Raw genomic sequence first — 26,610 nt, forward strand, 5'->3', positions numbered from 1 at the left:
CGTTACCTTGTCGAACAACGGCAGAGGGGATGGCGATAGTGATTTATGATTGGCTGACGCCTTACCTACCAGTTTCGGCGATTCGGTTGGGTGAGACGCCGACTTCTTTTTGTGAATATGTGGGTGATATGCATGACTGAGCGCGAATATCGAATTGTAGAGATTTTTGAGACGATGCAGGGTGAAGGCTATAATACGGGTATGCCGAGTATTTTTATTCGGTTTGGCCGATGTAACTTGGATTGTCCTTGGTGTGATACAAATTATAATGAATTTGAAATGATGACGGGGCAGCAGATTTTGGATGAGGTGCATAAATATACGGCGCGGAATATTGTCATAACTGGAGGTGAGCCAACGATTCAACGCGGGATTGAAGAACTATTGCAAGCTTTGAAGATAGAGGGTTATTACTTGGCGATTGAGACGAATGGTTTGAAAGAAGTCCCTGTAGAAATTGATTACGTGGCAACGAGTCCAAAAAGGTTGTACAGTGAAATGTATGAGAAACGCCATTTATCGCGGGCGGATGAGGTTCGAATCGTTGTAGATGGTGATATTCAGGAGTTTTGTGCGCAGATAGAGGCGCTGATTCCCGCGAAAAGGTATTATTTGTCGCCTTGTGAAGAGGAAGGCGCATTTAATATGTTGGAAACGATTAGCCAACTTGGGAAATTGAATACAGGGCGTGGCGAAAATAAGTGGTCGCTCAGCATTCAGACACATAAATTGGCGGGGATTGAATAGTTATTATGAGGGAAGCTTATCTTGTGAATTAGTTTTACGAGATAAGTTTTTTTGTATAATCATTTATTTCTAACGGGTGGAATTTTTTGATAATATCCTGTTTTGGTGGCTCTTGATGTGTAGTATAGAGGTATAGCTAAATGGACGTGCCTTTGTGAGATACGAAAGGAGTTTTAATATGATGAAGAAAAGACTGAAGATGCCTATTATTATTCTTCTGATTTTTACAATTACGATGATTGGACCGATAAATAGCGCGGGACTTGGTAATTGGTTTGCAACTGGGGTTTCGGCTGGTACAGGGCTTTCACTTATTGTGGATAAGCCGAAGCAGACGGAGAATCGCCAGTTTAGTTTGACATTAAAAGATGATACGGCGCTGAGTTATTCGGATAATCCTCCGAGTGACAAGGGGTCGGTAAATGTGGTTACGATTGCGATTCCGGTTGGGATGTCTCTTGATTTGGAGGCCACAAAGAAGCATAATGCTACCAAAAATATGGGTACAATTGATTTTGATGAGGAATCTAGGAGTGCTCAAGTGACTTGGAATACTGATGCGACAGAGCATGTATATGATTTACTTTTGACAGCTGAAAAGGCACAGAGTTATACGTTGCAAGCAGTACGATATGATGCGAGTGGTAATATGGTGGAGTCGAATCTGATTGCGGTTGCAGTTGAGTCGGAACAGATGGAGGAAGTTACACCGGAAATAGACGAAGAAGAAACGGTGGCGCCACTGAACCCACAGGTGATGACAAGAGTTGCGGATGAAATGGTTACTTTAGAGGATGTTGTGGATCCGAGTGTGGCGAATGTAAGCACATTGACGGAATTTCATAATGCGATGATGAATAAGGATATAGCGACGATTAATGTTTTAGCGGACATTAATTATGCAGCGTTTTCTGCGGCTGACGCGAGTCCGACAAATACAGGTGCCTATTATCAAAGAATGCCTGAACGTCCATTTACGATAAACGGAAATGGGCACACAATTGATTTTAGAAATCAATCTTATGCACCATATGATACTTATTCTTTGCCAAAAGTGGTTACGTTTAATGATTTGAATACGTATGGAAAAAATTATTATGGTTTTTATACGGATAATTCAGCTGGTGGAACGAATGCTACGAATACGATTGTTTATAACAATGTGAATTACCGAGGTTCTCAAGCGATTCATGCTCCAGCAACAACTACTAAAATTTCTGGGAAATCATCTTTTGCGCAGACGAATAGTTATGTTAGTCCTTTTGATGGTGTGAGTTATACGACGCTTGCGAATCAAACGACGTTTGCTGTTGGTGATATGAATATTCTTGAAGGTGCTGATGTGAAGGTTACGAATGAGTCAAGTGGCGCAATGTATATCTTTACAGGTGGAACGGTAGATATTGCGGAGAACTCGGTTTTGGATATTTATACGTCTGGAACGAATGCAACTGTCGCGGATGGAGCGGTTTCAGGGATTACTAGTTATGGAAATATTTATGTTCGAAATGGCGCAACGCTTAAGATGGATAACGCGGTTCCGTCATCTGGAACAGCGGTTGGCGGAATTTGGATGAATGCGGGTACTTTCAGTGTTTCCAATAATGCCAAAGTGGATATTAAAGCTCGTGGTGCAATGTACTATGGTAGCCCGTTTTATATTAATGGTGCTGGAACTTTGAATGTTAGTGATGACGCGGAGTTTAAGTTGGAAGCGACGAATACGGGAACTTCTACGCAAGATATTTTTAGTACGGGAACTGGTACTATTCTGATTGGACGAAATGGTGTGTTTGATGTTAGTTCAGACGGAACTGGTGCTAAGTATCTGGTTTATCTGCGTGGGACTTCAAAATTCCAATTTGCGAATGCGAAACGTGTTGATATTAAGTTTAATAATACGAACCCTGCTGCAACCGCCCGTTTATTGCGGATGTCGGGTAATCTAGATGTGGATGTCCAGTCTATTCAGGCTTGGAATACGAAGACGTGGACGGATGGCATGGATGACAATTCTGATTTTATTTGGAACCCGATGTTCGGCGTGAAGGTGACATATAGTGCAGCAAACGTTACAGCTGCAACGGGTCAATCGGTAAATGCGGCGATTAAGAATAGTTTTACGACGAACTTTAGAACGCAGAATTTCAAGCGTGTTCTTTTTGAAGGGATTCCGGATGTTGATGTAACGATTGGGAATTTAAGTGATAATGTAAATCGTGAGAATAGCCGAGTGATTACTGGAAAGGCGAATCCCGGTGCTGTTGTACAACTTTCTGGTGACCCTGCAATTCCTTTTGGGACACTTGATTCGCCAAATGAGGAAGATAAAACGACGAAGTTTCATTTGATTGCTGATAATGATGGGAATTATCGTTACGAGTTGCCAGAGGGGAAGGTTTTGACAGCTGGAAGTGCGGTAACTGTTTATGCTTTCTTAAATGGGAAGGATAACTCGGCACAGACGGTTGTTCAAGATGACACGGTTCCAGATGCACCAGTTTTGACTGCGATTAAAGATGTGGATGCGGTTATTAGTGGGCAAGCCGAGGCTGGAAGTACAGTGACGATTTATGATTCAGCTGATGATAGTGAATTTGTGAGTGGCGTGACGAATGGGGCAGGGAATTTTGCAATAGCGGTTCCTGTTGAAAAGCGCCCGATGACGCCGAACAAAGTATACTATGCGGTGGCAAAGGATGCTGCTGGGAATGTGAGTGCCCAGTCTAACCAGATGAATGTTGTGGATACAACGGCTCCGACGGCGGACGTGATTAGACAGTTTGTAACGCTCGGTGACACGTTCACGACAAATCCGAAGAATCTAGTGGAGAATGTTACAGACAACGCCGGAGATGGTGATGATAATATAAGTTATGCAATCACAGAGGTACCTGATGTTTCTAAAATTGGCTATTCGACAGCAACTGTAACGCTGACAGATAATGCCGGCAATGCTGCAAATTTTGTTGTTCCAGTATTTGTACAAGATAGCAGTTCCATTAAAGATGAGAATTATTTATTACATGCGGAGGATTTCGCAGTTGCTACAGCAGATTTACCAACGACTCCTACGGCATTGAAGGATATGGTTTTAGAAATGGCGAATGTGCAAGCTACGTTATTGCAACGGGTGCAAGTGCTATCACTTCGGTTCAAATGGCGGGGGTTGAGACGATTACACCAACACCTGGAAAGTATCAAGTAAAGGTGACATTAGGCGAATTAGAGCGCGAAATTACTGTTACGGTTCTAGCTGGGACGCTACAATTTAAATCAGCGACCCCTGAAATTTCATTTGGAACGGTGGCTATTAGTTCTCGTGAGCAGTTTTTGAAACCTCAGGATGATGTGAAGTTAACGGTTGAGGATACCCGCTCGGAAGGGACCAATTGGAAACTGACGGCACAACTTGATGCACCGCTTGCAACGGCGGATGGAGAGGAGTTAATTAACAGCCTGTTTGTCAGAAGCCAAGAAGATGGGAATACGATTTTGATTCCGCTAAATAGCGTGGCGAATGAGATTTTCTCGAATACATCTAGTTCAGACGGTGTGACAGAAATAGATCTAAATACGGCGGATGCTTCTGAGTTAGTATTGAATGTTCGTCCAGGAACAGCGCGTGCGAATAAAGAATATAGCACGACAATTCATTGGACGCTGGAAGATACGCCTTGATATAGATGAGAAAAAACAGGATACTATCATACAGGGTTCATTCAGTATGATAGTATCTAAAAACGACAAAATAGAGCTCAAAGTCATAACTAATAAAATACTAAGATTAGTAGGTAAAACTAGGGTAATGGTTTTGCTTACTTTTTTATAGTAGTTGTGAAGTATAGATTAATTAGGCTCTCGGGCTTAGATCTGGAAAAAAATGTACTCAAAAATCTGTTATTAGATTTTTTGAGTACATTTTTCAACGAATGCTGTGCTAAATCAGTAGAACAGACACATAAATATAAATTGTTTAATAAGTACGATAGAGTTCTTGGATAGCTCCTGTTGCAACACCTGGATTGTTCGCAGCACTAGCAAAAATTAGTGATTTGTTTTGCGATAAATCTAATGTTTTCAGGGCGTTATTATCAAGAGATAGCATAGTTAGTTGGTTGTTTTTAGATAAATCAATTTCCTTGATTTTATTGTTGTATGCCCAAAGCATTTGCAACTGTTTGTTAGATGTTACATCCAAGTTTGTTAATAGATTGTTGTCTAAACTAATAGAATTTAGCTCACTGTTCTTAGAAAAATCAAGCATTTTCAGACGGTTTGAGCTTGCCTGTAAGGATTTTAATTTTACATTGTTTGTAAGATCTAATGTTTTTAGTAAATTATCATTTATAGATAGGCTCACTAGATTATCATTAGCGCTTATATTAAGCTTTGTCATCTGACCGTGGACCAATGCAAGGTGCTTTAATTTTTTATTGGCGCTTAAGTCAATAGATTTAACACTGCCACCAGCATAGAATAACTGTTCTAAGTTGACGAGTTGATTCACACCTTTAAATGTTGTAACACCGGGCTTTATAACTAGGCTTGTAATTTTAGCAGCATCTTCAGCAGTGAAGCGGTCTTCTGTTGTTTTGCCTAACTGTACTGCGATATCACTTGCTAATAATGAATGGAATGTATTCTTAATTTTAGGAGTTGATTGTACATTTGATGCCTCGGTAACGTTGTTTTGTGTAGATGACGCACTTACTAATGGTGACACTATTCCGCTTAAGCCGATGGTAAAGACAGCTATTGTTGCAATTTTTGTTGTTAACTTCATGTTTTTCTAGTCTCCTTCTATTTTTTAATTTGCATGTTTATTCTACTGAGTGTGTAGCTTTCGTTATACCAATGTTATCAGCATTATATTAACTGGATATATTTAGAAGATTAAATATTTATTAAGACTATTTCTAAAAAGTAGAATGACGTAAAAAGAGTTAACCAATTTCAAGCTAGCCAAGAAGTCTAATTAAATTAGATTCCAAAGTCGAGTTACAGCGAATAATGTTCGGGGGCAACTGTTTATCCTAATTTGATAGTTTTAGTGTTATTTTGGTTCCTCCGCCTTTGTTACTATCAATTGAAATCCCAATATCATGTAAATCGGCAATTCGCTTTACAATCGAGAGTCCAAGTCCGCTGCCGCCAATTTTGGCTTGGCGTGACAGGTCGGCTTTATAAAAGCGTTCAAAAATTCGTAATTGATCTTCTTGGGAAATCCCGATGCCGCTGTCTTGGATGGTTATTTCGATTGACCTGTCTTGTTTTTCGGTGAGTATTACATGAATCACCCCGTTCTCAGGCGTGAATTTGATGGCATTGTGAAAAAGGTTTTGCCACACTTGGTAGAGTAGGGATTCATCACCGTAAAATTTAGTTGGTGTGAGGTCTACGATGACGTCAAGTTGTTTACTTTGCCACTGGGGTTCGGCGGTTAGAATCATATCGCGAATCTGGTAGTCTAGGCGAAATTCAGTGGGATTGAGTTTGTAATCATTTTTTTCTAGGGCGGTTAATTTGAGTAGGTTCTCGCTGATTTTGGAGAGTCTACTTGTTTCTGCCTGAATAATTTCGAGATAATGGGTACGTTTTTCGGCACTTAGGTTGTTATCTTGGAGCAGTTTAGTGAAACCGGAAATGGATGTGAGTGGTGATTGGATTTCATGGGAGACGTTAGCGATAAAGTCTTGCCGTAGCGTCTCCATTTCACCGAGTTGCTCAGCCATTTTTTCTACTTGTAGAACGGTGTCACGGATATTGCCGTCATCCATGCGTTGTAATGGGCGGAGCTGTTCGCTAATTTGAAAGTTACCACGCCCAATTTCTTCTAGGACAGCGCCGAATATTTTGAAATAGGCGCGTTCGTGTCGGAAAAAAAAAACGGCTGAGGATAAATCCAATGAGAACCATGATGGTGATACCGCCTGCCGCGATGGTTGCTTGTTCTAGCACCGTAGGCCAGGAGAAATCATATTTTTCTTTTAGCCATGTGAAGGTGGTGTAGGAGGCAAGGTTGGCTAGGACGAAAAAGATGCCAACCATGAGGCTAGTTGCAATGGCTTTTAGTTTTTTGCTCATTATGCCTCCTCCAAACGGTAGCCGAGTCCGCGAATGGTACGAATGGTAAAGCCGGATATGTCGGCTGGGAATTTTTCGCGTAAACGCTTGATGTGGACGTCTACTGTTCGCTCATCACCTTCATAATCATAGCCCCAGATTTCTTCGATGAGTTGTTCTCTGGAGAAGGTTTTATCGGGATATCCGGCGAGGCGGAATAGTAGCTGGAATTCTTTTAGTGGTAGCGTAATGGCGCGGTTTTGAAGTGTAACAAGCATTTCTTTTTCATTCAGTGAGATGTTACCAATACGGATTTCTTGGGTTGCTAGGATTTGATAACGCTTGAGGAGAACGCGGATTCTTGCTACGAGTTCTTCGGGCGCGAATGGTTTCACAACATAGTCATCGGCGCCAAGGCTGAATCCTTTTATTTTTTGCTCGATTTCTCCACGCGCAGTTAAGAAAATAACGGGAATTTCTTGAAAGCTTTTGATAGCACTACATAGTTCCCAACCGTCCATGTTCGGCATCATAATATCGATAATTGCCAAATCGACTGTTGTTTTTTCAAGAACAGCGAGTGCATCAATACCGTCTTCTGCGTTAAAAACGGTAAATCCTTCTTTTTCTAGAAAAATGGTGACGAGCTCGCGAATGTTGCTATCGTCATCTACCATCAAAATGCGGTTCATCTATCTCTACCTCCAAGAGTAGCGATATTTCCTGGGAAATATCGCTATCGTTTTTGATTAAGTCAATTGCTGTTCCGCGAATGTTGCGTATAGTGGGTGATTGGCAACGAGTTCGCTGTGTGTTCCCCGGCCTGTTATTTCGCCGTGTTCGATAAATAAGATCTGGTTTGCATTCACAATAGTTGAAAGGCGATGTGCAATCACAAATGTTGTCCGTCCTTCCATCAAGTTCGCCAAGGCTTGTTGGACAATGCGCTCGGACTGGCTATCAAGACTTGCTGTAGCTTCATCTAGCATTAAGATTTTCGGATTGCGAAGGAAAGCTCTAGCAATCGCGATACGTTGACGTTGTCCGCCGGAAAGTTTCACACCACGTTCCCCAACTTCTGTGTCCAGTTGGTTAGGCAGTTTTGCAATGAAAGTGTCTGCGTAGGCTAATTTTGTAACAGCCCACAAGTCGTCATCGCTGAATTCTTTATCTAAACCATAACATAAATTATCACGAATCGTACCGGAAAGCATCGCGCTTTCTTGTGACACGTAACCGATTTGACTGCGCCAAGAATGAATTGAAATTTCACTTAGAGGTTGGTCACCAATCAGAATTTCGCCTGAATTTGTTTTATAGTAGCGCTCTAGAATCGCGAACAAGGTTGATTTACCACCGCCGCTTGGGCCTGCGAAAGCAATGACTTCGCCGGGTCTTGTTTCAAACGAGATGTCTTGCAAAATCGGCTCATCTTCATTATAGGAGAAAAAGAGCTTGTTTGCAGTAATTTTCTTACCACTAACATCGATCGTAGCTCCATCGTAAATATTTTCTTCTTCGTGGTTCAAAATTTCGGAGATGCGTTCTGTGGCACCTTTTGATTTTTGGAGTTGGGTGAAGAAAGTGACAAATGATGTAACTGGTACGATGATTTGAAACAGGTAAAGTAAGAATGCAATAAGCGTGCCGGTGGACAATGTGCCGGCCGAGACGCGGATACCGCCGTAGCCAATAATTCCAACGATGACGCCCATCACAACGAAAAGCATCAATGGTCCAATAATAGCTGTTACTTTTGCTTCGCGGACACCAAATTTTAGCAAGCGGCTAATCCCTGATGTGCCATCTGTGATTTCTTTTGCTTCTGCATTAGACGATTTTACAAGACGAACCTCAGATAGTGTTTGACTGATAGAGCCAGTGAAATCTGCTGTTTCTTTTTGCATGCCCCGGGAAATTTTGAACATTTTTTGACCAAGTGGGGCAACAACAAGTGCTGTAATTGGAACTGCAACGATGAGTAGTAGTGTCATTTTCCAGTCCATAACAAATAGGATAGTTATGGCACCGACAACGGAGATGACGCCGGTTACGAATTGTGGTAAGCTGTCGGCAATTAATTCTTTGATAACCACTGTATCGTTAATCATCCGGCTGACCATTTCACCAGATTTAGTATTATCGAAATAGGATACTGGCAAATTTAGAGTTTTTTTCCATAGTTTCTCACGCATTGCAGCCACCATTTTTTGGCCCATTAAGTTAAGCAGGAAGATCGCAAAACCGTTTGTGACGGCTTGGAGAACAAATACCGCGACGATTGTTGCAATCATTTGCCAACTCAGTGATGATGGCGAGAACCCGTCAATTAGGTTTTTGGTGAATAGCGGGATGAGTAGTCCTGCTGCTGTTGTTACTAAACTTGCTAAAAATCCGCCAATGATGACTGCTTTTGATGGTCTAGTTGAGATGAGTAGTTGGAAAAACTGTTTCCAACTATAGGATGACTTTTCTTTTTTTTATCTTTTTCATGTTATTCCATTCCTTTCGATGCTACGCTATCTGTTTGAGGTTTTCCCTCGTGCCACTTTAATATAAAGGATGATTATGAATGGAATATGAACAACTTATAATGTGATAAAAACTACATTTATAAAAGTTTTGATTAATGCTAACGAAAGTAGACTTAAATTCTTTTTTTTTAGGATTTTATAAGGAATATATATTCATTTTTTTTACCCCTGAAATCGTTTTTTAGCTATATATGTGTCTAAATTATACATAATGCGTCGCTAATATAGTAGTAATTTTAAGTTATCATATGTTATAATTTAAAGATACATCGATTAGAAAGTGAGAAGGAGAGCCTATGCTATTTCTAAAAGAGGGAAAATCAAGTATTACTGTGACTAAATTGATAGAGTACTGTTTTGAGCACCCTGATTTCAATAAATACTGTTCGGTGAGTCGTACGAAAAAAGGTGATATTTTAAAAAATAAACAAGGCGAAGAATTCAAAATATACTTTATTTTGAGTGGTATTTATGGCGTAGTGATACAGAGTGATAAGCCAAAAGATGGTATTACGCGCTTTTTGGGGAAGCATGATTGTTTCGGATTGCACCACATTTACTATGATTCTTGGGAACCGAGCCAATTGTTGCAAAGTTTGGGACATGGCGAAATCATGGAAGTTGATAGTTCGTTTTTGCTTGCGATTTTGAATCGGTATGAGCAGGAAGGTACGTTTTTTATGGCGGAATATATGGCAGAGGAGCTACGGGAATATCAATATTTCTGTAAACTTACTTTCTTGAAGAAAGAAGAGCGAATCAGAAAAGTTTTATTGAAAACAGGGCTTGAATTGGGGACGGAGACGGAAGATGGCATTATTTTACCGAGACAATTGACGCAAGAGGTTTTGGGCAGATATACGAATACGTCTCGTGAATATGTGGCCCATACTGTTATGAACTTGATTGGGGCAGGAATTTTGCGCAATCGACCGAAGCCGCTACTTATTATTGATAGAGATAGATTGTAGGATTAGAATTTAGGTGTGACGTTAATGTCGTGCCTATTTTTTTTTTTCGCAAAAAAGCAGTTCATGAGACATTTAGTGGTAAAAGGTATACAATGGGATGGAAGTTATGAAAGCGCTTAATGCGCATGAGGAGGATGAACATGAAATTTTTTATCGATACTGCCAATGTGGAGGAAATCAGGAAGGCTAACCGAATGGGGTTTGTGGCTGGGGTGACAACGAATCCCTCTTTGATTGCGAAAGAGGGGCGTGATTTTAATCAGGTAATCGAGGAAATTACGTCGATTGTAGACGGGCCGATTAGCGGAGAAGTCGTTAGTTTGGAAGCAGAAAAAATGATTGAAGAAGGTCGCGTGATTGCTAAAATCCATCCGAATATGGTTGTTAAGATTCCGATGACGGGTGAAGGGCTGGCTGCGGTTGCGGTGCTAAACAAGGAAGGTATTAAGACGAATGTGACGCTAGTTTTTTCAGCAGCGCAGGCTTTACTTGCAGCGCGAGCGGGTGCTACATATGTGTCGCCATTTTTGGGGCGTTTGGATGATATTGGTTCTGATGGGTTGATTTTGATTCGTGATATTGCAGAAATTTTTAAAGTTCATGATATTGCTACGGAAATTATTTCGGCAAGCGTGCGTCATCCGATTCATGTGATTGAGTGTGCACGTGCAGGTGCAGACATTGCAACAATTCCATATAAGGTATACGAGCAAATGTTGAAGCATCCGCTTACTGATTCGGGAATTGAGAAATTTTTGGCGGATTGGCAGGCGACGCAAAAATAATGAATAGAATGAGAAGAACAAGCTATGCTTTTAGGATGGTTTGTTCTTTTTAATCGTTGAACCTGGATGATACGGTTTAAATGTGTATAGAATGCATGGTAGAATAGAGGTAAGGAACGGGGGGCGGGAATGATGATGGATGAACTATTGCAAATACCTGGGATTGGAAAGCGTTTGAGTGAGGCGTTACATAACATTGGAATTTACAAAATGGCAGACTTGAAGGGGAAAAACCCGCTTCATTTGTATGAATTGATGTGTGAATTTGAGGGTGAGCGTGTTGATCCATGTGTGCTCTATACATTTCGATGTGCGGTTTATTTTGTGGAAACAGAAGAGCCAGATCCGGCTCTCTTGAAATGGTGGAATTGGAAGAATCGTGTCTATCCTGGGGAGGTGGAGTGATGGGAACGCTTGCGGAGAGCTTGGTGAGTAGTGAACGGATTGTGTTTTTGACAGGTGCAGGTGTGTCGGCGTCTTCAGGAATTCCGGATTATCGTTCGAAAAATGGACTGTATATGGGGAAAGAAAATCCGGAGTATTTGCTAAGTGCAACGTGTTTGCAGAATGAGCCGGATAAGTTTTATGCGTTTGTGCGGGATAATATGTACTATCCGAATGCAGAACCGAATGTGATTCATAAAAAAATGGCAGAAATCGAACGGCGCGCGGGGAAAAAGGTGACAGTCGTGACACAGAATATTGATGGCTTACATGCTAAAGCTGGTTCGCGGAATGTGGTGGAGTTTCACGGTAGTCTGTATCGTTGCACTTGTCAAAGGTGCGGAATGATGCTTCATGTAGAGCGGTATTTAGAGTCGGATAAGCATGAGGATTGCGGTGGAACCATTCGCCCAGATGTTGTATTGTACGAAGAAAATTTGCCAGAGGACGCGATAAATCGTGCCTTAGAAGCAATTACGAAAGCAGATTTGATTGTGATTGTGGGTACTTCTTTCAAAGTAAGTCCATTTTGCAATTTAACTGATTATCGCAAAGCTGAAAGCGTAGTGTTTGCAGTAAACCAGGAGTTACTACGACTACCACTCAAATATACGATGATCCAAGACAATGCTATCAGTATTTTTAAAGAATTGTGATTTCTTGCGAACAGTTAGCGAATCATGGTAAAATTTTAAAGGTATGGACAAACTCCGAACAAAGCTGAGGTTCTTGTTTTATCTTTTTGGGTAGGATGAAGACTAGGTTTTACAAAAATCGAGCGAACACTTGCTGCCGATTTACTTGGGGTATGCTCCACACAAAGATAAAGGAGTGGATGGTTGATGAACCCTGACCCCGAGAGTCAGCAGATTATTGTACAATTAATTCTTATTTTGGTGTTGACGTTACTGAATGCGTTTTTTGCTTCGGCAGAAATGGCGTTGGTATCGCTTAACAAAAACCGTGTTAGATCGCAGGCAGAGCAAGGTGATAAAAAAAGCGCAGTTGCTTGTGAAAATGATAGATGATCCGAGTCGTTTTATCGCGACAATTCAAGTGGGCATTACGCTTGCTGGATTTTTCTCTAGTGCGGCGGCAGCGACGAGTATTGCCTCTGTTTTGGGGGAGCGATTTGGCGGAACTGCTTTTGCGAATGAGATGGCAGTAGTTGTTGTGACCATTATTTTATCCTATATTACACTGGTTTTTGGTGAGCTTTATCCGAAGCGCATTGCGTTACAGAAAGCGGAAGCTATTTCTCGTTTTTCGGTACGACCAATTATGATTATTAGCTTGATTTTGTCACCGTTTGTCAAATTCTTATCGTTCTCAACAAATGCGCTTGTGAAAATAACGCGCATGGATAAGGATGAGAACACAGATAAGATGACGCGTGAGGAAATGCAACTTATTATTGAGACTGGCCGACGTGATGGTGCAATTGAAAAAGCGGAACTTGACATGCTTCGTGGTGTTTTTGAAATGGACACGATTTATGCGAAAGAAGTGATGGTGCCGCGTACGGATAGCTTTATGATCAATGCGAATGAGAGTTCGAGTGTGTTGGTAGATAAACTTTTGGAGAAAAATTTCTCGCGTATTCCGGTTTATTTGGACGACATGGATTCGGTGTACGGTATTCTGCATATGAAGGATTTATTTTTGGCGGCGAGGAAACAAGGTTTTGATAATATCGACGTAAAGTTGTTAGTGAAAGAGGCTTTCTTCGTGCCAGAAACGATTTTTGTGGATGATTTGTTGAAAGCAATGCAAAAATCCCATAATCAAATGGCTATTTTGATGGATGAGTATGGTGGTGTCGCTGGTATCGTGACAGTGGAGGATTTATTGGAGGAGATTGTCGGCGAAATTGATGATGAGTTTGATGTGTTGTCTGACGAGGTGAAGAAGTTGGATGAGCACACGTTTATTGTTGAAGGACGAATGCCGATCGATGATTTCAATGAAATGTTTCATGTGGAACTTCCTGATAGAGGAATAGAGACGATTGCTGGTTTTGTGTTGACACAACTGAAAACAATTCCCGATGATGGTGAAGAGGTTGTTTTGGAATATGAGAATTTAACTTTTATTGTGACAGAGATTAAAGATTCGCGTGTTGTCACAATACGAGTGGAGATAGGAAAATAGGGTAGTTATAGGATTCCTTTGGGGTGAGAGATACTTCTAAGGAATCTTTTTGTATAACAATCATGGGGCTTGAGATGGGCTTATTTTATCGGTATGATAGCGGTAGAGGGAAATGGGGGTGCGTGACTTGTCGAATATTAAGGATATCGCAAAATTGGCTGGGGTTTCGGTGACGACAGTTTCGCGTGTTTTGAACGGCCATCCATATGTTGTGGAGGAGAAACGTAAGCGCGTTCAAAAGGTGATTGCGGAATTAGATTATAGTCCGAATCGGAATGCAGTTGATCTTAGTCGTGGGCGGACAAATACGATTGGGTTTGTATTGCCGTACAATGATCATCCGTGGTTTGATAAGGTGATGAATGGTGTTTTGGAGGCAGCTTTTGCGAAGTGTTATTCGGTGGTGATTTGTCCAACGGGATATGATCAAGCGGAGGAAGAACGGTATTTGCGAATGCTGAAAACAAAGCGGATTGACGGGCTTGTAATTGCTTCACGTGCTAATGATTGGGAGACGATTGCGCCGTACGCGAAGTATGGATCTATTGTTGCTTGTGAGTATATCAATCATCCACTGATTTCATGTGCTTATGTGGATCAGTTGCAGGCATACACGGACGGATTCCAGCTTTTGAAGCGTGCTGGGCATACGCGTGTGGGTTTCACGGTTGGGCGTGAGGAGCGATGGAGCAATAGTACAAAATTGAAAATAATGGCTTACGAGGCTGTTTTTGGAGAGTTGGATGATGCGCTTATTTTGCAAGATTGTTTTGATTTGGCGGATGGAAAAAGGGCGGGGCTCGGTTTTTAGATTTGGCGGAGCCTCCGACAGCGATTTATGCGAATGGGGATGTGATTGCGGCGGGAATGCATTATTATGCAACACATCAAGGCCTTAATGTGCCAAGGGATATCGCAATTCTGGGTGAGGAGAATTTGCCAATTGGGGATGTGCTAGAGATATCGACAGTGGATAAGAACTTGCGAGAGATTGGGAAGGTGGCTGTGGAGCTATTTTTGAATGAAAAAGTGGAGCAAAAACAGGTGCAACATGAAATTGTGATACGAAATTCGATATAGCGCTTGACCTGAAATGCATTTCATCGTTTATATTCAATATAATAGAAATTGGAAGGGGCGATGATGATGCGTGTTGCGGGTATGTGTAAGGTGGCGGCGAACTTTGGAATGGAGTTTCAGTACGGAGAGTTTTATTTGGAGCGGGATTATCTCGTTTTTGATCGGAATTATAGTATGGGGATGAAGAAGCGACAGACGTTTCCAATAGCTAAGTTGACGGATATTTTGATTGTCGCGGAGAATGGACGGCTCTATGTGACGTTTGCTTGTGGGGATATGTTGTTTGAGTTAGATGAAGCTGTGGATGGTGATTTGAGCGATTTTGCTTGGGAGTTGCGGACGTCTAGGTATGGTGTGAAGCAGGATGGGACGCAGTTTCGATATGCCAAAAGGCGGCAGTATACGACGCATCACCAACATTATTTTGCGGATTGATTAGCGAAGAGAACGGATGGTTTTGAGAGCGCGAATTTAATTTTTGAGAAGCCGAGTGATATTTTGAACTATGTATAAATGAGGAGCGTGAAATGGCAGTTCAGACTGTTTTTTCATGCTTTTTTGGTTTGAATTGGCCGAAATGATGGTAGAGAGAGAAAAGCTATTTTTGAATGGAGGAGAACAGGATGATACGAACCAAAGTTATAGTTGGAGTGTTTTTGGTTTATTTTACCATGGTTTTTTCTTCGAGTGTCAATGCCTCTGTGGAATTATCAATGGATGAGGGAAAGGCGATGATGAATAGTAAGAAAATTAATGAGGCATTACAAAAAGCTGGGAAAAGTAAGGTGGTGGCTGAAAAAAGTGGTGACATTGCCAAAAGGTACTTTTCTGCTTGCGCGGACGGTGGTGGTTCCGCCAGGCGTAACGTTGCGTGGTGCTGGTTTAAATGCGATGCCAATTTTAAAGGTGTGGCAGAATAATCAGATTCCTGTTGTGAAGCTTGGGAGTGATACAAAACTTGAAAATGTTGTTATAGATGGTCAAGGTATGCGGAAGTCCGTAAATTTAAAGCATAATGGGGTTGAAATTGTCGGCGCTAGTGCGAATCAGCGTGTACGAAATGTGCAGATTTTGAACAGCCGGATTCAAAATTTTGATGGGAATGGTATTTTTCTCAAGTATACGGATCGTGTGCGGATTGTTGGGGTGACGCAAGCGCAGATGATGGTTTCCAATATTGGTTATGCAGGAATTATTGGGTACTCGGCGAACAATACGACGATTCAAAAAGTGACGGTGCGTGATATAGGTGTTTTGGGACAGCGATGGGCGTATAATATTGCGCTGACGGAAGTGTATGATAGTAAATTGGCTGCGGGTGTTCAGGCGAAAGTGAATCCGCGCAGTGAGGGGGCTTTGATTACAGATTCCTATATTTTGAATAATGCTGTTTGGGAAGGGATTGATACGCATCATGGGCGAAATTTGGTGATTCAGAATAATACAATTTTGAATGTAAGAAATGCGATTGCCATTGTTTCGATTACATTGGCTGGTGATGCAGGAACAGTTAGCCCGCCTCAAAATGTGGTAATTCGTAATAACCGAATTAATAAGCAGTCGGATTACATGAGGTTGAAATTGGCTAGGTCGGAGAAATTTAAAACGGTGCGTGGCATTGTTGTTTCTGGTGCTAAATTGAAGAAGAGTCGTGATGCAGTTTATGCAACGGGCATACAGGTTTTGAATAATCAGGTGGAGAATGTGCAGGCAATTAGTGTTTATGCTGGTGGAATTGTAATACAGGCGACTTTTGGCGCGATTGTTTCGGGGAACCGGATACAGTTGGAAAGTAGTGGTAGGACAAATTATAATGGTATTGTGTTAACTGCGAACAATAAGCGGGCTTCCATTGTTGGGAATTACATTGGTAGACTCGTTTCAGCGCCGATTGAGGGTATTGTTTTTCGTGGTGGACAGAATAATGGGGAGTGGAATAATGCGAAATGGAGTAAGGTATCGGGCTACGGTATGTTGCTGTCAAAAAATTATCGGGGGGCAAGTTTGTTTGCTAATGGGAGCTTAAATACGAGAAATGCCAAGCTGGTGATGAAGATTGCGGATACGAATGATGTGGTGGTGAGAAATACGAATAATTTTACATTTAAAAAATAGGAATAAGTGATGCTTTTTGTGAGCCATCGCTCAACGTGTCGATAAACGTTTATTTCAGCATTAAATACTCATTTTTTGCCGAGAAACTAAGCATTTATCGATACGCTAAGGTTTGGTGGGAAATCATTTGAAGTATTGCCTAAACAGTCTGAGTCGCGCTTATCTAATTGTTTAGAAATCGATGTTATCTGGATCTGGCCCAACGCGTCGATTTTGATTCAGGGCATCGATTTTGGCAATTTCATCGAGAGTTAACTCAAAGTCAAAGATGTCCATATTTTCTGCGATGCGGTGGGGTTTTGTGGATTTTGGAATAGCAATAATGCCGTTTTGTAAGTCCCAACGCAGGATGATTTGAGCGATGGTTTTATTGTGATATGCCGCGATTGCTTGGAGTGTCTGATTGTCGAAGAGCCAACCTTGCATGAGTGGTGACCAAGCTTCGACGTGGATGTTGTTTTCTTGGCAATACGCGATAAGCTCTTTTTGTGTGAGTCGTGGATGGAGTTCTACTTGGTTGATGGTTGGCATGATGGTGGCGTGATTTTTGAGTGTTTCTAAATGATGAATCTGAAAATTGCTAACGCCGATTGCGCGGATGCGACCCGCTTTGTAAAGTGTTTCGAGCGCGCGCCAAGCATCGATGTATCTGTTATCGGCAGGCCAGTGAATGAGATAGAGATCGAGATAGTCGAGTTCCATTTTTCGCATGGTTTCGTCGAAAGCGGCAAGTGTTTCTTCGTATCCGAGGTCAGCGTTCCAGACTTTGGATGTGATAAAAAGTTCCTCGCGTGGGATGCCGGATTCGCGAATGCCTTGGCCCGTACTTGCTTCGTTGCCGTAGATGGCTGCAGTGTCGATGCTACGGTAGCCGAGTCGGATGGCTTCTTTGACGGCGGATACGAGTTCGGCACCTTCTGCTACTTTAAATACGCCAAGTCCGAGGACGGGCATGTCGATTCCATTTGCTAATTTGACTGTTTTCATTTTAAAATTCCTCCTGTTTTGTTTCTAATTTTTTGCTCCATGCGGTTAGAGCTACGGCTATGAGGACCATAATCATACCAATCCAGGTTGTGTCGATGATGCGCATATGGGTAATAACAAGCCCGCCGATATAGGAGCCAAGTGCGATGCCGGCGTTAAACGCGGCGATATTAAGTGCGGACGCGATATCAACGCCTTTTGGGACGAATTTCTCTGCTAAAATCACGACGTAGACTTGTAAGCCAGGCACATTCATGAAGGCAAAAACACCCATGAGTAGGATTGTTGTGAGCCCGAAAATTTTGGATGGGGCGGTGAAGTAGAGTAATCCGAGCACGACGGCTTGCGCGATAAACATATAAAATAAAGCTTGGATTGGTCGTTTGTTGGCGACTTTCCCACCAATCATGTTGCCGATAGCGATAGCGATTCCGTAGATGAAAAGGAGAATCGCGATAGTGTCAGTTGGAAAACCAGTGACCTGTTCAAGTAGCGGTGTCATATAGGTGAATACAACAAAAGTTCCTCCGTAGCCGAGTGCGGTAATGGCGAACACGAGTAGTAACGGGCCGTTTGTGAGTACTTTGATTTGATCGCCTAGTGTCATTTTGTTGCCGGGTCGCAAGTTTTTCGGGACTAGGATGAGATTAGCGATGAGTGCAATGATGCCGATTGCTGTGATACCAAAGAATGCAGCGCGCCAGCCGAATTGTTGCCCGATAAGTGTGCCAATCGGGACACCGGTTATGGTTGCGATTGTGAGTCCAGTGAACATGATGGATATGGCGCTGGCTCTTTTGTTTGGTGTAACAAGGTCAGTCGCGATGGTGGACCCGATGGACATGAAGACGCCGTGTGCGAAGGCAGATATGACGCGAGCGATGAGTAGTAGCGTGATAGTATTAGAGAATGCCGCGGTCAGATTGCCGAGTATGAATACAATCATGATGGTGAGTAGCAATACTTTACGGTTCATACGGGATGTTAGTGCTGTTAAAATCGGCGCACCGAACATGACGCCAACCGCATAAAGGGAGACGGTGAGTCCCGCTGTGCTAACTGGTATTGCTAAGTCTTTCGCGATGAGAGGAAGCAATCCGACGCTAATAAATTCGGTCGTTCCAATTGCAAAAGCGCTAACTGCTAAAGCTAATAACGCTAAAATATTTCGATTTCCTTTCAAGTGATAACCCCCTTAAATGCTGCTTGCTTTTTTGATGACAAGTGTTATTATGATACTTAGTAGATATTAAAACAAGTACGTACTTTTTTGTAATGTAGGTACTTTTTAGTGCCTATAGAAAGGAGCAGGTGATGCAAAAAAAATATAATATTTCTGTCGAGGCTACACTTGAGGTCATTGGTGGTAAGTGGAAATGCGTGATTCTATGCCATTTAACACATGGTAAAAAGCGAACGAGCGAGCTGAAACGATTAATCCCATCTATTACGCAAAAAATGCTCACACAACAATTGCGAGAGTTAGAACAAGATGGAATTATAAATCGAATTGTTTATAATCAGGTACCGCCCAAAGTGGAGTATGAATTGAGTGAATATGGCCAATCACTAGAGAGTATTTTGAGCGCTTTGTGCAATTGGGGTGACGGTCATATTGAGCGTGTACATGGTAAGCGAGCAGATTTTTTGGAAGAGAGTATATTGAATCAGTAGAGAAAAATAAAAACAGGTTTAGTGGTAGTAGCCCCACTAAACCTGTTTTTTAACTTAGAAAGCTTTCAGCAAAAAGCATTTTCCTACTTCACTTTTGACTTCCATCACGGTAGCTTTTGTCGTAAAGCGGATATCTTTTGCTGATAAGTATTCCTGTTCATATTGAATATCACCGCTTACGACATAGAGGTGAATCGATTTTGGCAATGTAATGAGACCACCTCGAGGGAATATAACATAGTTCAATGCAGGTGCACTAGGTGCTAAAGGTGCGATTAGTGACACTTCAGAAAATAGAGAGTCTGGATTAAACGCGCTGTTTAAATTTGTATTCCCAATCATCAAATTTCCATTGTACCCTGTACGTTCTAATAAAATGGCTTTTCCATTAAACTCGAAAACACCGGGAATGCAAAAATAAAAGCCTCTACATAATGGTCCCAAATGGGTGCCCATATATTCAATTGTTGCACCATCTTCTTCTATAATCCCTAGCGTAGTCGTCGCGATATTGCCTAGTACGGAAAAAGAAGAGGCGCTTTCCACTCTAGAAATGGTGTACGGAAAAAGTGATTCTTGCGCGTCATGTAAAATTTTATAGTTAGTGGTGTAATCTTGTAACGAGGGGCTAGCCAATAACAGCGCCTCCGATACATTCAAAACCACTATAAAGAGCGATGTGTTGTCCGGGCAGAAGGGCTCTAACCGGCTCATCAAACATAATATGCGTCCTCTCGTTTTGAGGAGAGATGGTTACTCTAATATTAGGCTTTCGATAACCCGTTTTGGCATGACAAATAAGGGAATCAAACGTCTTATCTACGTGTGAGAATAAGCTTATATGATTAATCCAAGCTTCTGTCACAAATAATTGCGGATGATTATGGTTTTCACTGACGATGAGTGCATTGTTACTGTAATTTTTTTCAATGACGGTCAGTCTTGAGCTACTTTCCCCCGTCATGAATTCATAGCTTGAACCGATTTTATAAAAAGCTAAGCCATCGTGTTTACCGATAGTTTCCTGTTCATAAATAATAGCGCCTTCTTCTTGTTCCACAAAGTCACGAATAAACTGGTTAAACTCTTGTTCACCAATATAGCAAAGGCCATCAGAATCGGTTTTTGCAGCAGTTGCCAGTTTGGCGCCAATAGCAAGTTCACGAATTTCCCACCGGGCTAATCCAGATAGCGGGAAAATGACGTTCTCTAACTGTTCTTTTTTTAGCATACTTAAAAAATAGGTCTGCTCATTTTGATCAGCACCAGTCATCAGTTTAATATCATTATCAACAACGCTTATTTTGGCATAATGCCCTGTTGCGATGTAATCTGCACCTAATTGTTTCGCATATTTTTTTAAAAAGCCCGAACTTCACTTCTTGGTTACAACGAACATCAATACTTGGATTTTTTCCTTCCAGATGGCCACGAACGACATGTTTAAAAACGCGCTCCATATAATCTGCCTCAAAATTAATCGAGTAGTAAGGGATATCGAGTTCATTTGCCACTTTGACAACGTCCCGATAATCTTCTGTTGCGGTACAAATGCCGTCCTCATTTTTCTCATCCCAGTTTTTCATGAACAGACCGATAACGTTATATCCTTGTTTTTTTAATAAGTAAGCGGCAACGGATGAATTTACACCGCCACTCATGCCTACTACAACTGTTGGACCTTTTTTCATACGAGCACTTCCTTTTGTAATAAGTCTTGGATTTTTGAAATCGTTTGGATTAGAATTTTTGTAGCATTTTCGATATCTGTGATTGCTAAGTCTGGTCCGAAACTAACGCGAACGGACTCGGTATTTCTAGGGCTTTCTGAACCGAACATCGAAACCAAAACATGGCTGGACTTCACACTTCCAGAAGAACAAGCAGAGCCAGCAGAAATGGCAATACCAGCGAGGTCCAAGTGTGGAATTAGCAGATTCGATGGAATACCGGGAAACCAAATATTTAAAATGTGTGGTGCTTTACTTGCATTATCACCATTGATTTCGAAAGCAACTTGACCAGTGATGCCACGTAAAAAAAGTATCTCGCAGAGCTTGGATGTGATCTACAACATGATTTTCAGGGTTTTGCATGATTTTTACTGCACTTGCAAATCCTGCGATTCCTGCAATATTCTCCGTTCCTGCGCGTTTATTTTCCTCCTGCTCACCGCCCATCACTAAACTTTCGATTTTGCAGCCTTGCCTTTTAAAAAGAAAGCCGACACCCTTTGGCCCGCTAATTTTATGTGCCGAGGTAGAAAGTAGGTCAACGCCTAGTTCAGAGACATCGATGGTTTGTGTTTCATATGCCTGAACAGCATCTGTATGAAAAACTATGGTCGGATTTTGTTTTCGGATCAGTGTACTTATTTCCTTAATCGGTATAATAACACCTGTTTCATTATTTACCATCATGATAGACAGGAGAACAGTATCAGGGCGTATTGCTTGTTGCAACTCATCCAAACAAATAGAACCACTCTCTTTTGTCGACAGGTAGGTAACTTCAAAACCTTGTGTTTCTAAATAAGACATCGGCTCCTGCACAGAAGCATGTTCGATTTGCGTCGTAATGATATGTTTCCCGGCATTTTGAGGCAACTGATTGATAACCCCAAAGATGGCTAGGTTATTGCTTTCTGAACCACCGCTTGTGATGATAATTTCATTTTCTTTTGCACCAATACTTGTAGCCAATGTAGTTTTGGATGAATCTAAAATATAGCGCGCCTTCCGCCCGAATCGGTGAACACTAGATGGGTTTCCGAACTCTTCTTCCATCACAGTGAACATTGTTTCCAGTACTGATGGGTGAATCGGTGTTGTAGCAGCATAATCCAAATACATGTTATCACTCTTTTCTCTATATAGTTGACCAGCATCTTAAGATTTTTTGATGCCAGGTGACAATTTCTTGTCTAAAACTATCGTATGATTTATTTAGAAAGACATCTAATCATAAAATACCTACAAATAAGTATTTTATGAAAAAAAGAAATCGCTATCAAATAAGGTGAAGAGGTATTTTTACTTGTTTAAGGTAGTACCTAAATTTTAAAATATGTTAGTGTTATCAAATATAGAGCCTTTTTGTGATGAATTGCGCATAACATGAGTTAAGCCATGATTTAACAGGGAATTACCACCCTTATTTTTTCAAAAAATACATGTTTTATGTCATTTTTTGGTCAGATGATTTGAAGGTTATCGCATAAAATGAAAACGTTACATCCATTTTGTGCATGAGGAGGGATGCCTGTAATAGCTAATTTGTGTCGTGAAACATAAGTATAGAAAGAAAATTATGTTTGAGGGGAGGAATAGCTTTTTACTATGAAGTCAATGTTAAAAGTAATGCTGATTACTCTAGTTATTGCGAGTCAGATGCAAATCAGTATTCCTAATGCCGAGGCTGTTTCGAAAAATACGATAAGCCAACCTTTGGCTGAAAATGTAAAAGTAAATACATTCGCTGAATTGAAGAAGGCTTTGCAAGATGCAACTGTGGAAAGTATTAGCATTGAAGCAGATATTGTGTTTTCAGAAGACATTCAGATGAATTGGCGCAATGTGACAATCAATGGAAATGCGGATAAAGGTATTATCATCGATGCGCAACAATATGCCATTCGCGCGAAAGAGAACTATGCAGATGAAAATCGCACATTGAAAGTTGAAAATATGAAAGCGCTTGGTATGCGTGCGGCAGACTACAAGTTTATCGAAGCTAATCGAGGTTGGGATGTTGTTTTTCAAGAGATGGATTACAATGGTTCTAAGCTTGCGAAGGTATCGAACGGAACAGTTAGTTTTGCAAGTAAAAATACTGTGAAGACGTTGTACGAAAATGCGAGTGTTCGCCACGTTATCTTCAAAGAAAATAGTGACTATGATGGTATAGCTGCGGACGGTGCTAAGCGTGCTGCTTTTAGTTTTGATGGCGATTACGTAGAGGGAAAGGCCATTGGAAAAGTCAGTATAGAATCAGGTGCTAATGTGAATATCGCGATTGCACCGAAAGACACAGAGGGTTTATACTACTATCCAGCTTTTGATGGTAAAGTATACGATATTGATGTGGAAGAATCTGCGGAACTGAGTATTGATGCGTCAGGAACAGCAATCGGCTTTGCGGCAAGAGGAGCGTATTATTCGACACCGACAATGACTGTGCATAAAGATGCGAAAGTAGCACTTACAAGTCGCGGTGGTGGTGAATACCCAGCCATTGATTTACAGGAAGCTAGTGTGATTAAGGTTCATCCAGAAGCAGCTTTTGTAGTCACAGGAAATAGCATGAAAGGTGTCATTAGAGCAGCTGATGGTTCACGTATCACATTGGATAATCCCAAAGCATATGATATCAAAAATAAAAAATCGCACAGCCCGCTTTTTTATGCTACCAAAAATACGATGTTTGCGATTAAAGATGCTACGGTGATGACTTGGACGAAGACTGGTGGCGAGTACAATCGAGAAGCTGACAATGCTTGGGAGAAAAATCGGATGACAACAACGATAGATGGCTCAAGCTCCAAAAATACCGAATCTACAGATGCTGACTTGGAAGCGAAATTCCAGATGTTGAATTACGGAAGAATTAGCGGAAGCGGCGAGGCTAGCTCAAATGAAAAACCAATCATTTACGCTGAGGATAAAACCATCAAAGTAGGAGATGTGTTTGATCCATTAGAAGGCGTAACGGCGCATGACGCCGAGGATGGAGACCTAACGAAAGATATCAAGATACTGAAAAATGAGGTCAATCCAAATGTACCAGGCATTTATGAAGTGGAGTACTCGGTGACTGATTCTGATGGTAACACAACGACGAAAACGATTAAAGTGACTGTGAAATCGGATGAGAAGCCAGTTATCAATGCAGAAGACAAAACCATCAAAGTAGGCGATAGGTTTGATCCGTTAGAAGGTGTAACAGCTCACGACGCTGAAGATGGAGATCTAACGAAGGACATCAAGATATTAAAAAATGAGGTCAATCCAAGTGTGCCAGGCATTTATGAAGTGGAGTATTCGGTGACCGATTCTGATGGCAACACAACAACGAAAACGATTAAGGTGACCGTTAAATCAGACGAAAAGCCAGTCATCAATGCAGAAGATAAAACGATTGAAGTAGGCGATAAGTTTGATCCAAAAGAAGGCGTGACAGCAAATGATGCCGAGGATGGAGACTTAACGAAAGACATCAAAATCCTGAAAAATGAGGTCAATCCAAATGTGCCAGGTATTTATGAGGTAGAGTATGCAGTGACGGATTCTGATGGCAACACGACAACAAAAACTATCAAAGTCACTGTGATTCCAAAAGAAGAATATCTTTTGACAGCAGACGAATACGAAATGTTCGACGATTACATCACTGGAACTAACTCATCCAACATTAAAAAAGTCCAACTTGTTGTAGATGGTGTGGTTAAAAATACGACGGCTACAAATGGCGAAAACTATACAATATGGGCTGCTGAATTCATCACCGATCCTAATCAGAAAGTCGAAATTTACGGACTTGATGCGTCTGGTAAAGTAGTCGCAAAAACAGATGTCGTGATTAAGAAAATCGAGACAAAGTTAACAGCCAATGATTACGATTTTGATCGCCACGATGAATACATTACAGGTACTCACTCACAAGATATCGTGAAAGTAAAAGTTTTCGTGAACGGTCATGACTACATGACTACATCGACGAATAACGCTGGAAAAGGAAGCTACAAAATTTACGCCCGCCAATACATCACTAATTTTACAGATAATGTGGTGATTAAAGGCTTGGACAGAAGCGATAATGTTATTGCAGAGGTGAAAGTAAACATCGTTAAATCGCAAACCGCACTGACTGCAAGTGACTTTATTATGACGCTTGATGAGAATATTATTGGTACTGCGAGCAATGATATTAAGCAAGTAAAACTTAAGGTCAACGGCAAAATTGTAAATCAAACAAATACCAAAAATGGTCAGTATGCACTTTATGCACAAGGGTTAATCATGAGTGAGACAGATAAAGTGTCCGTTAGTGGTTACAATGAAGAAGGTGTATTACTGAAAGAAGTTACTGTAAACGTTAAATATCTTATGGACGGAGCAGAGATAACTGCGAAGCCTTATAAAATTGGTGACGAGCTTATCACAGGAACAGCAACAGGTGGAGCGCATAAAGTCGATTTAGTTGTCAATGGTAAAGTAGTAAATCATGCGTTTGTACAAGATGGCAAATATGCAGTATATGCGCTTGGTTATGTAAAGGATAGAGATAAAGTAGAGGTCGTATCATATTCAAAATTAGGCTTCGAGATTAAACGAACAGCAGTGAGCATAACAAAATAATTTTAGAGAAAATAAACAGAGTCCACTAGGGGATTAGGAAAGAGGAGCAGAATGAATAAATATGTAGTAGGATTAGGCACATTAGCAATAGCAGGTTCATTATTTGTAGCACAGCCAGGAGATGTTATGGCACAGGAAAACACAACACAACGTAGCGAGATTGGAACTTACGGATTGAGTTTGCTAGCGAGCGGTGAGTTAGAAGGGAGATTGACACCGTACATCAAAGGAGTACCTAAATCAGGTAATATCGCTACACATTATACGGCAAAATCGATTGTCAGCGTTGGTTTGTTTGATAAATCTAACTTGATTGTGAAAATCCCAGACGAATTTAAATATGTTGCGTTACAAGATGAATTCAAACGAGCAATTAAGGGTAGTATCACATATCCAACAGGACTGGGCTCGGCAACACATGAGTACACGGCAGGGGATATTACAATTTACGCAGACAGAATTATCCTAAAAAACCCAAGGGCTAGCTACCTTATCGGTTCTAAATTTAGTGCGGATCTTTCGATTGATTACGGTTCGATTTTAGATAAATATCCAAATATTCCAATCGATGATAATCCATCTGGTTACTCTTTTGCAGCAGTGCTTTCAGAAGATGCGATGATTGATTTCAACTTAATTGGCTCAAAAGAAGGTAAATGGGTAACAGAAGAAACAGCAGCGATTAGAAAATAAGGGAGTG

The 26,610-nt window shown here is 41.2% G+C and carries 26 protein-coding genes and 2 pseudogenes; 16 read left to right on the forward strand and 12 right to left on the reverse strand.

Annotated elements, in window-relative coordinates:
• Positions 1-132 precede the first annotated feature (132 nt).
• The 3 genes from PROCOU_RS07160 (at position 133) to PROCOU_RS07170 (ending at position 4,428) form a co-directional block, all read left to right on the forward strand.
• Entirely contained in the window at positions 133-747 is a 615-nt protein-coding gene (locus PROCOU_RS07160) for a 7-carboxy-7-deazaguanine synthase QueE (protein ID WP_036070956.1), read from the forward strand.
• 178 nt (positions 748-925) lie between these two features.
• The gene (locus tag PROCOU_RS07165; RefSeq protein WP_036070958.1) at positions 926-3,955 is read left to right on the forward strand and encodes a pectate lyase-like adhesive domain-containing protein; all 3,030 of its coding nucleotides are present in this window, start codon (positions 926-928) and stop codon (positions 3,953-3,955) included.
• Positions 3,907-4,428, forward strand: coding sequence for a WxL domain-containing protein (locus tag PROCOU_RS07170; protein WP_077913364.1), 522 nt, complete (start codon positions 3,907-3,909; stop codon positions 4,426-4,428). Before PROCOU_RS07165 ends, PROCOU_RS07170 begins: the two co-directional genes overlap by 49 nt.
• Positions 4,429-4,723: 295 nt before the next feature.
• On the opposite strand, the gene PROCOU_RS16490 is transcribed toward PROCOU_RS07170, so the two are convergent.
• The 5 genes from PROCOU_RS16490 to PROCOU_RS07190 form a co-directional block, all read right to left on the reverse strand.
• Entirely contained in the window at positions 4,724-5,533 is an 810-nt protein-coding gene (locus tag PROCOU_RS16490) for a leucine-rich repeat domain-containing protein (protein ID WP_051994263.1), read from the reverse strand.
• Between the two features lie 250 nt (positions 5,534-5,783).
• Positions 5,784-6,482 (reverse strand): sensor histidine kinase, encoded by a 699-nt coding sequence (locus PROCOU_RS07180; protein ID WP_159101195.1) that lies wholly within the window; start codon positions 6,480-6,482, stop codon positions 5,784-5,786.
• An 82-nt stretch (positions 6,483-6,564) separates the two neighbouring features.
• Entirely contained in the window at positions 6,565-6,834 is a 270-nt protein-coding gene (locus PROCOU_RS16495) for a hypothetical protein (protein ID WP_051994265.1), read from the reverse strand.
• Positions 6,834-7,505 (reverse strand): response regulator transcription factor, encoded by a 672-nt coding sequence (locus tag PROCOU_RS07185; RefSeq protein ID WP_036070962.1) that lies wholly within the window; start codon positions 7,503-7,505, stop codon positions 6,834-6,836. Before PROCOU_RS07185 ends, PROCOU_RS16495 begins: the two co-directional genes overlap by 1 nt.
• Before the next feature lie 57 nt (positions 7,506-7,562).
• On the reverse strand, positions 7,563-9,167 hold the full coding sequence (locus PROCOU_RS07190) for an ABC transporter ATP-binding protein (RefSeq protein WP_244266264.1): 1,605 nt from the start codon (positions 9,165-9,167) through the stop codon (positions 7,563-7,565).
• Here PROCOU_RS07190 and PROCOU_RS18395 point away from each other — a divergent pair.
• From PROCOU_RS18395 to PROCOU_RS07230, 10 genes and pseudogenes are all read left to right on the forward strand, one after another.
• Positions 9,064-9,276, forward strand: a complete 213-nt coding sequence (locus PROCOU_RS18395) for a hypothetical protein (protein WP_244266260.1) — start codon at positions 9,064-9,066, stop codon at positions 9,274-9,276. The two genes, PROCOU_RS07190 and PROCOU_RS18395, sit on opposite strands and share 104 nt — an antisense overlap.
• A gap of 367 nt (positions 9,277-9,643) precedes the next feature.
• Positions 9,644-10,318 (forward strand): Crp/Fnr family transcriptional regulator, encoded by a 675-nt coding sequence (locus PROCOU_RS07195; protein WP_036070964.1) that lies wholly within the window; start codon positions 9,644-9,646, stop codon positions 10,316-10,318.
• 140 nt (positions 10,319-10,458) lie between these two features.
• A complete protein-coding gene (gene fsa, locus PROCOU_RS07200) occupies positions 10,459-11,103 on the forward strand; it encodes a fructose-6-phosphate aldolase (protein ID WP_036070967.1) in 645 nt (214 codons plus the stop codon).
• Positions 11,104-11,235: 132 nt separating this feature from the next.
• A complete protein-coding gene (locus tag PROCOU_RS07205) occupies positions 11,236-11,508 on the forward strand; it encodes a helix-hairpin-helix domain-containing protein (protein ID WP_036070970.1) in 273 nt (90 codons plus the stop codon).
• A complete protein-coding gene (locus PROCOU_RS07210) occupies positions 11,508-12,203 on the forward strand; it encodes an NAD-dependent protein deacylase (RefSeq protein WP_036070971.1) in 696 nt (231 codons plus the stop codon). Before PROCOU_RS07205 ends, PROCOU_RS07210 begins: the two co-directional genes overlap by 1 nt.
• A gap of 186 nt (positions 12,204-12,389) precedes the next feature.
• Positions 12,390-13,698 (forward strand): annotated as a pseudogene (locus PROCOU_RS07215) (hemolysin family protein).
• A gap of 127 nt (positions 13,699-13,825) precedes the next feature.
• A pseudogene (locus PROCOU_RS07220) lies at positions 13,826-14,778 on the forward strand (LacI family DNA-binding transcriptional regulator).
• 60 nt (positions 14,779-14,838) lie between these two features.
• Entirely contained in the window at positions 14,839-15,213 is a 375-nt protein-coding gene (locus PROCOU_RS07225) for an RpiR family transcriptional regulator (protein WP_149023629.1), read from the forward strand.
• A gap of 188 nt (positions 15,214-15,401) precedes the next feature.
• Complete coding sequence (locus PROCOU_RS17730; protein WP_159101196.1) at positions 15,402-15,698, forward strand: hypothetical protein; 297 nt, start codon at positions 15,402-15,404, stop codon at positions 15,696-15,698.
• Positions 15,583-16,893 (forward strand): right-handed parallel beta-helix repeat-containing protein, encoded by a 1,311-nt coding sequence (locus tag PROCOU_RS07230; protein ID WP_159101197.1) that lies wholly within the window; start codon positions 15,583-15,585, stop codon positions 16,891-16,893. The genes PROCOU_RS17730 and PROCOU_RS07230 overlap by 116 nt, the downstream gene beginning before the upstream one ends.
• A gap of 171 nt (positions 16,894-17,064) precedes the next feature.
• Here PROCOU_RS07230 and PROCOU_RS07235 read toward each other — a convergent pair whose 3' ends face one another.
• Both PROCOU_RS07235 and PROCOU_RS07240 read right to left on the reverse strand, forming a co-directional pair.
• A complete protein-coding gene (locus tag PROCOU_RS07235; protein ID WP_036070975.1) occupies positions 17,065-17,880 on the reverse strand; it encodes an aldo/keto reductase in 816 nt (271 codons plus the stop codon).
• A gap of 1 nt (position 17,881) precedes the next feature.
• Complete coding sequence (locus PROCOU_RS07240; RefSeq protein ID WP_036070978.1) at positions 17,882-19,063, reverse strand: MFS transporter; 1,182 nt, start codon at positions 19,061-19,063, stop codon at positions 17,882-17,884.
• 128 nt (positions 19,064-19,191) lie between these two features.
• Between PROCOU_RS07240 and PROCOU_RS07245 the strand changes: the two genes are divergently transcribed.
• Entirely contained in the window at positions 19,192-19,554 is a 363-nt protein-coding gene (locus tag PROCOU_RS07245) for a winged helix-turn-helix transcriptional regulator (protein WP_036070980.1), read from the forward strand.
• 54 nt (positions 19,555-19,608) lie between these two features.
• Here the strand turns inward: PROCOU_RS07245 and PROCOU_RS07250 are convergent, their stop codons facing one another.
• The 5 genes from PROCOU_RS07250 to PROCOU_RS07260 are packed head-to-tail and all read right to left on the reverse strand — an operon-like array spanning position 19,609 to position 22,406.
• Entirely contained in the window at positions 19,609-20,190 is a 582-nt protein-coding gene (locus PROCOU_RS07250) for a hypothetical protein (protein WP_036070983.1), read from the reverse strand.
• A complete protein-coding gene (locus PROCOU_RS16500) occupies positions 20,183-20,881 on the reverse strand; it encodes an aminomethyltransferase beta-barrel domain-containing protein (RefSeq protein ID WP_077913366.1) in 699 nt (232 codons plus the stop codon). Before PROCOU_RS16500 ends, PROCOU_RS07250 begins: the two co-directional genes overlap by 8 nt.
• A complete protein-coding gene (locus tag PROCOU_RS16505) occupies positions 20,844-21,245 on the reverse strand; it encodes an adenine nucleotide alpha hydrolase family protein (protein WP_051994269.1) in 402 nt (133 codons plus the stop codon). Before PROCOU_RS16505 ends, PROCOU_RS16500 begins: the two co-directional genes overlap by 38 nt.
• Positions 21,242-21,622, reverse strand: a complete 381-nt coding sequence (locus PROCOU_RS18830; protein WP_208855802.1) for an aminotransferase class V-fold PLP-dependent enzyme — start codon at positions 21,620-21,622, stop codon at positions 21,242-21,244. Before PROCOU_RS18830 ends, PROCOU_RS16505 begins: the two co-directional genes overlap by 4 nt.
• Positions 21,549-22,406, reverse strand: a complete 858-nt coding sequence (locus PROCOU_RS07260; RefSeq protein ID WP_051994270.1) for a cysteine desulfurase family protein — start codon at positions 22,404-22,406, stop codon at positions 21,549-21,551. The genes PROCOU_RS18830 and PROCOU_RS07260 overlap by 74 nt, the downstream gene beginning before the upstream one ends.
• Positions 22,407-22,892: 486 nt before the next feature.
• Between PROCOU_RS07260 and PROCOU_RS16510 the strand changes: the two genes are divergently transcribed.
• The gene (locus PROCOU_RS16510; RefSeq protein WP_051994271.1) at positions 22,893-25,910 is read left to right on the forward strand and encodes an immunoglobulin-like domain-containing protein; all 3,018 of its coding nucleotides are present in this window, start codon (positions 22,893-22,895) and stop codon (positions 25,908-25,910) included.
• Positions 25,911-25,961: 51 nt separating this feature from the next.
• Complete coding sequence (locus PROCOU_RS07270; protein WP_036070986.1) at positions 25,962-26,603, forward strand: hypothetical protein; 642 nt, start codon at positions 25,962-25,964, stop codon at positions 26,601-26,603.
• The last annotated feature ends 7 nt before the right edge of the window (positions 26,604-26,610 follow it).

Source organism: Listeria rocourtiae FSL F6-920 (assembly GCF_000525975.1).
GTDB classification, from domain to species: Bacteria; Bacillota; Bacilli; order Lactobacillales; family Listeriaceae; genus Listeria_A; species Listeria_A rocourtiae.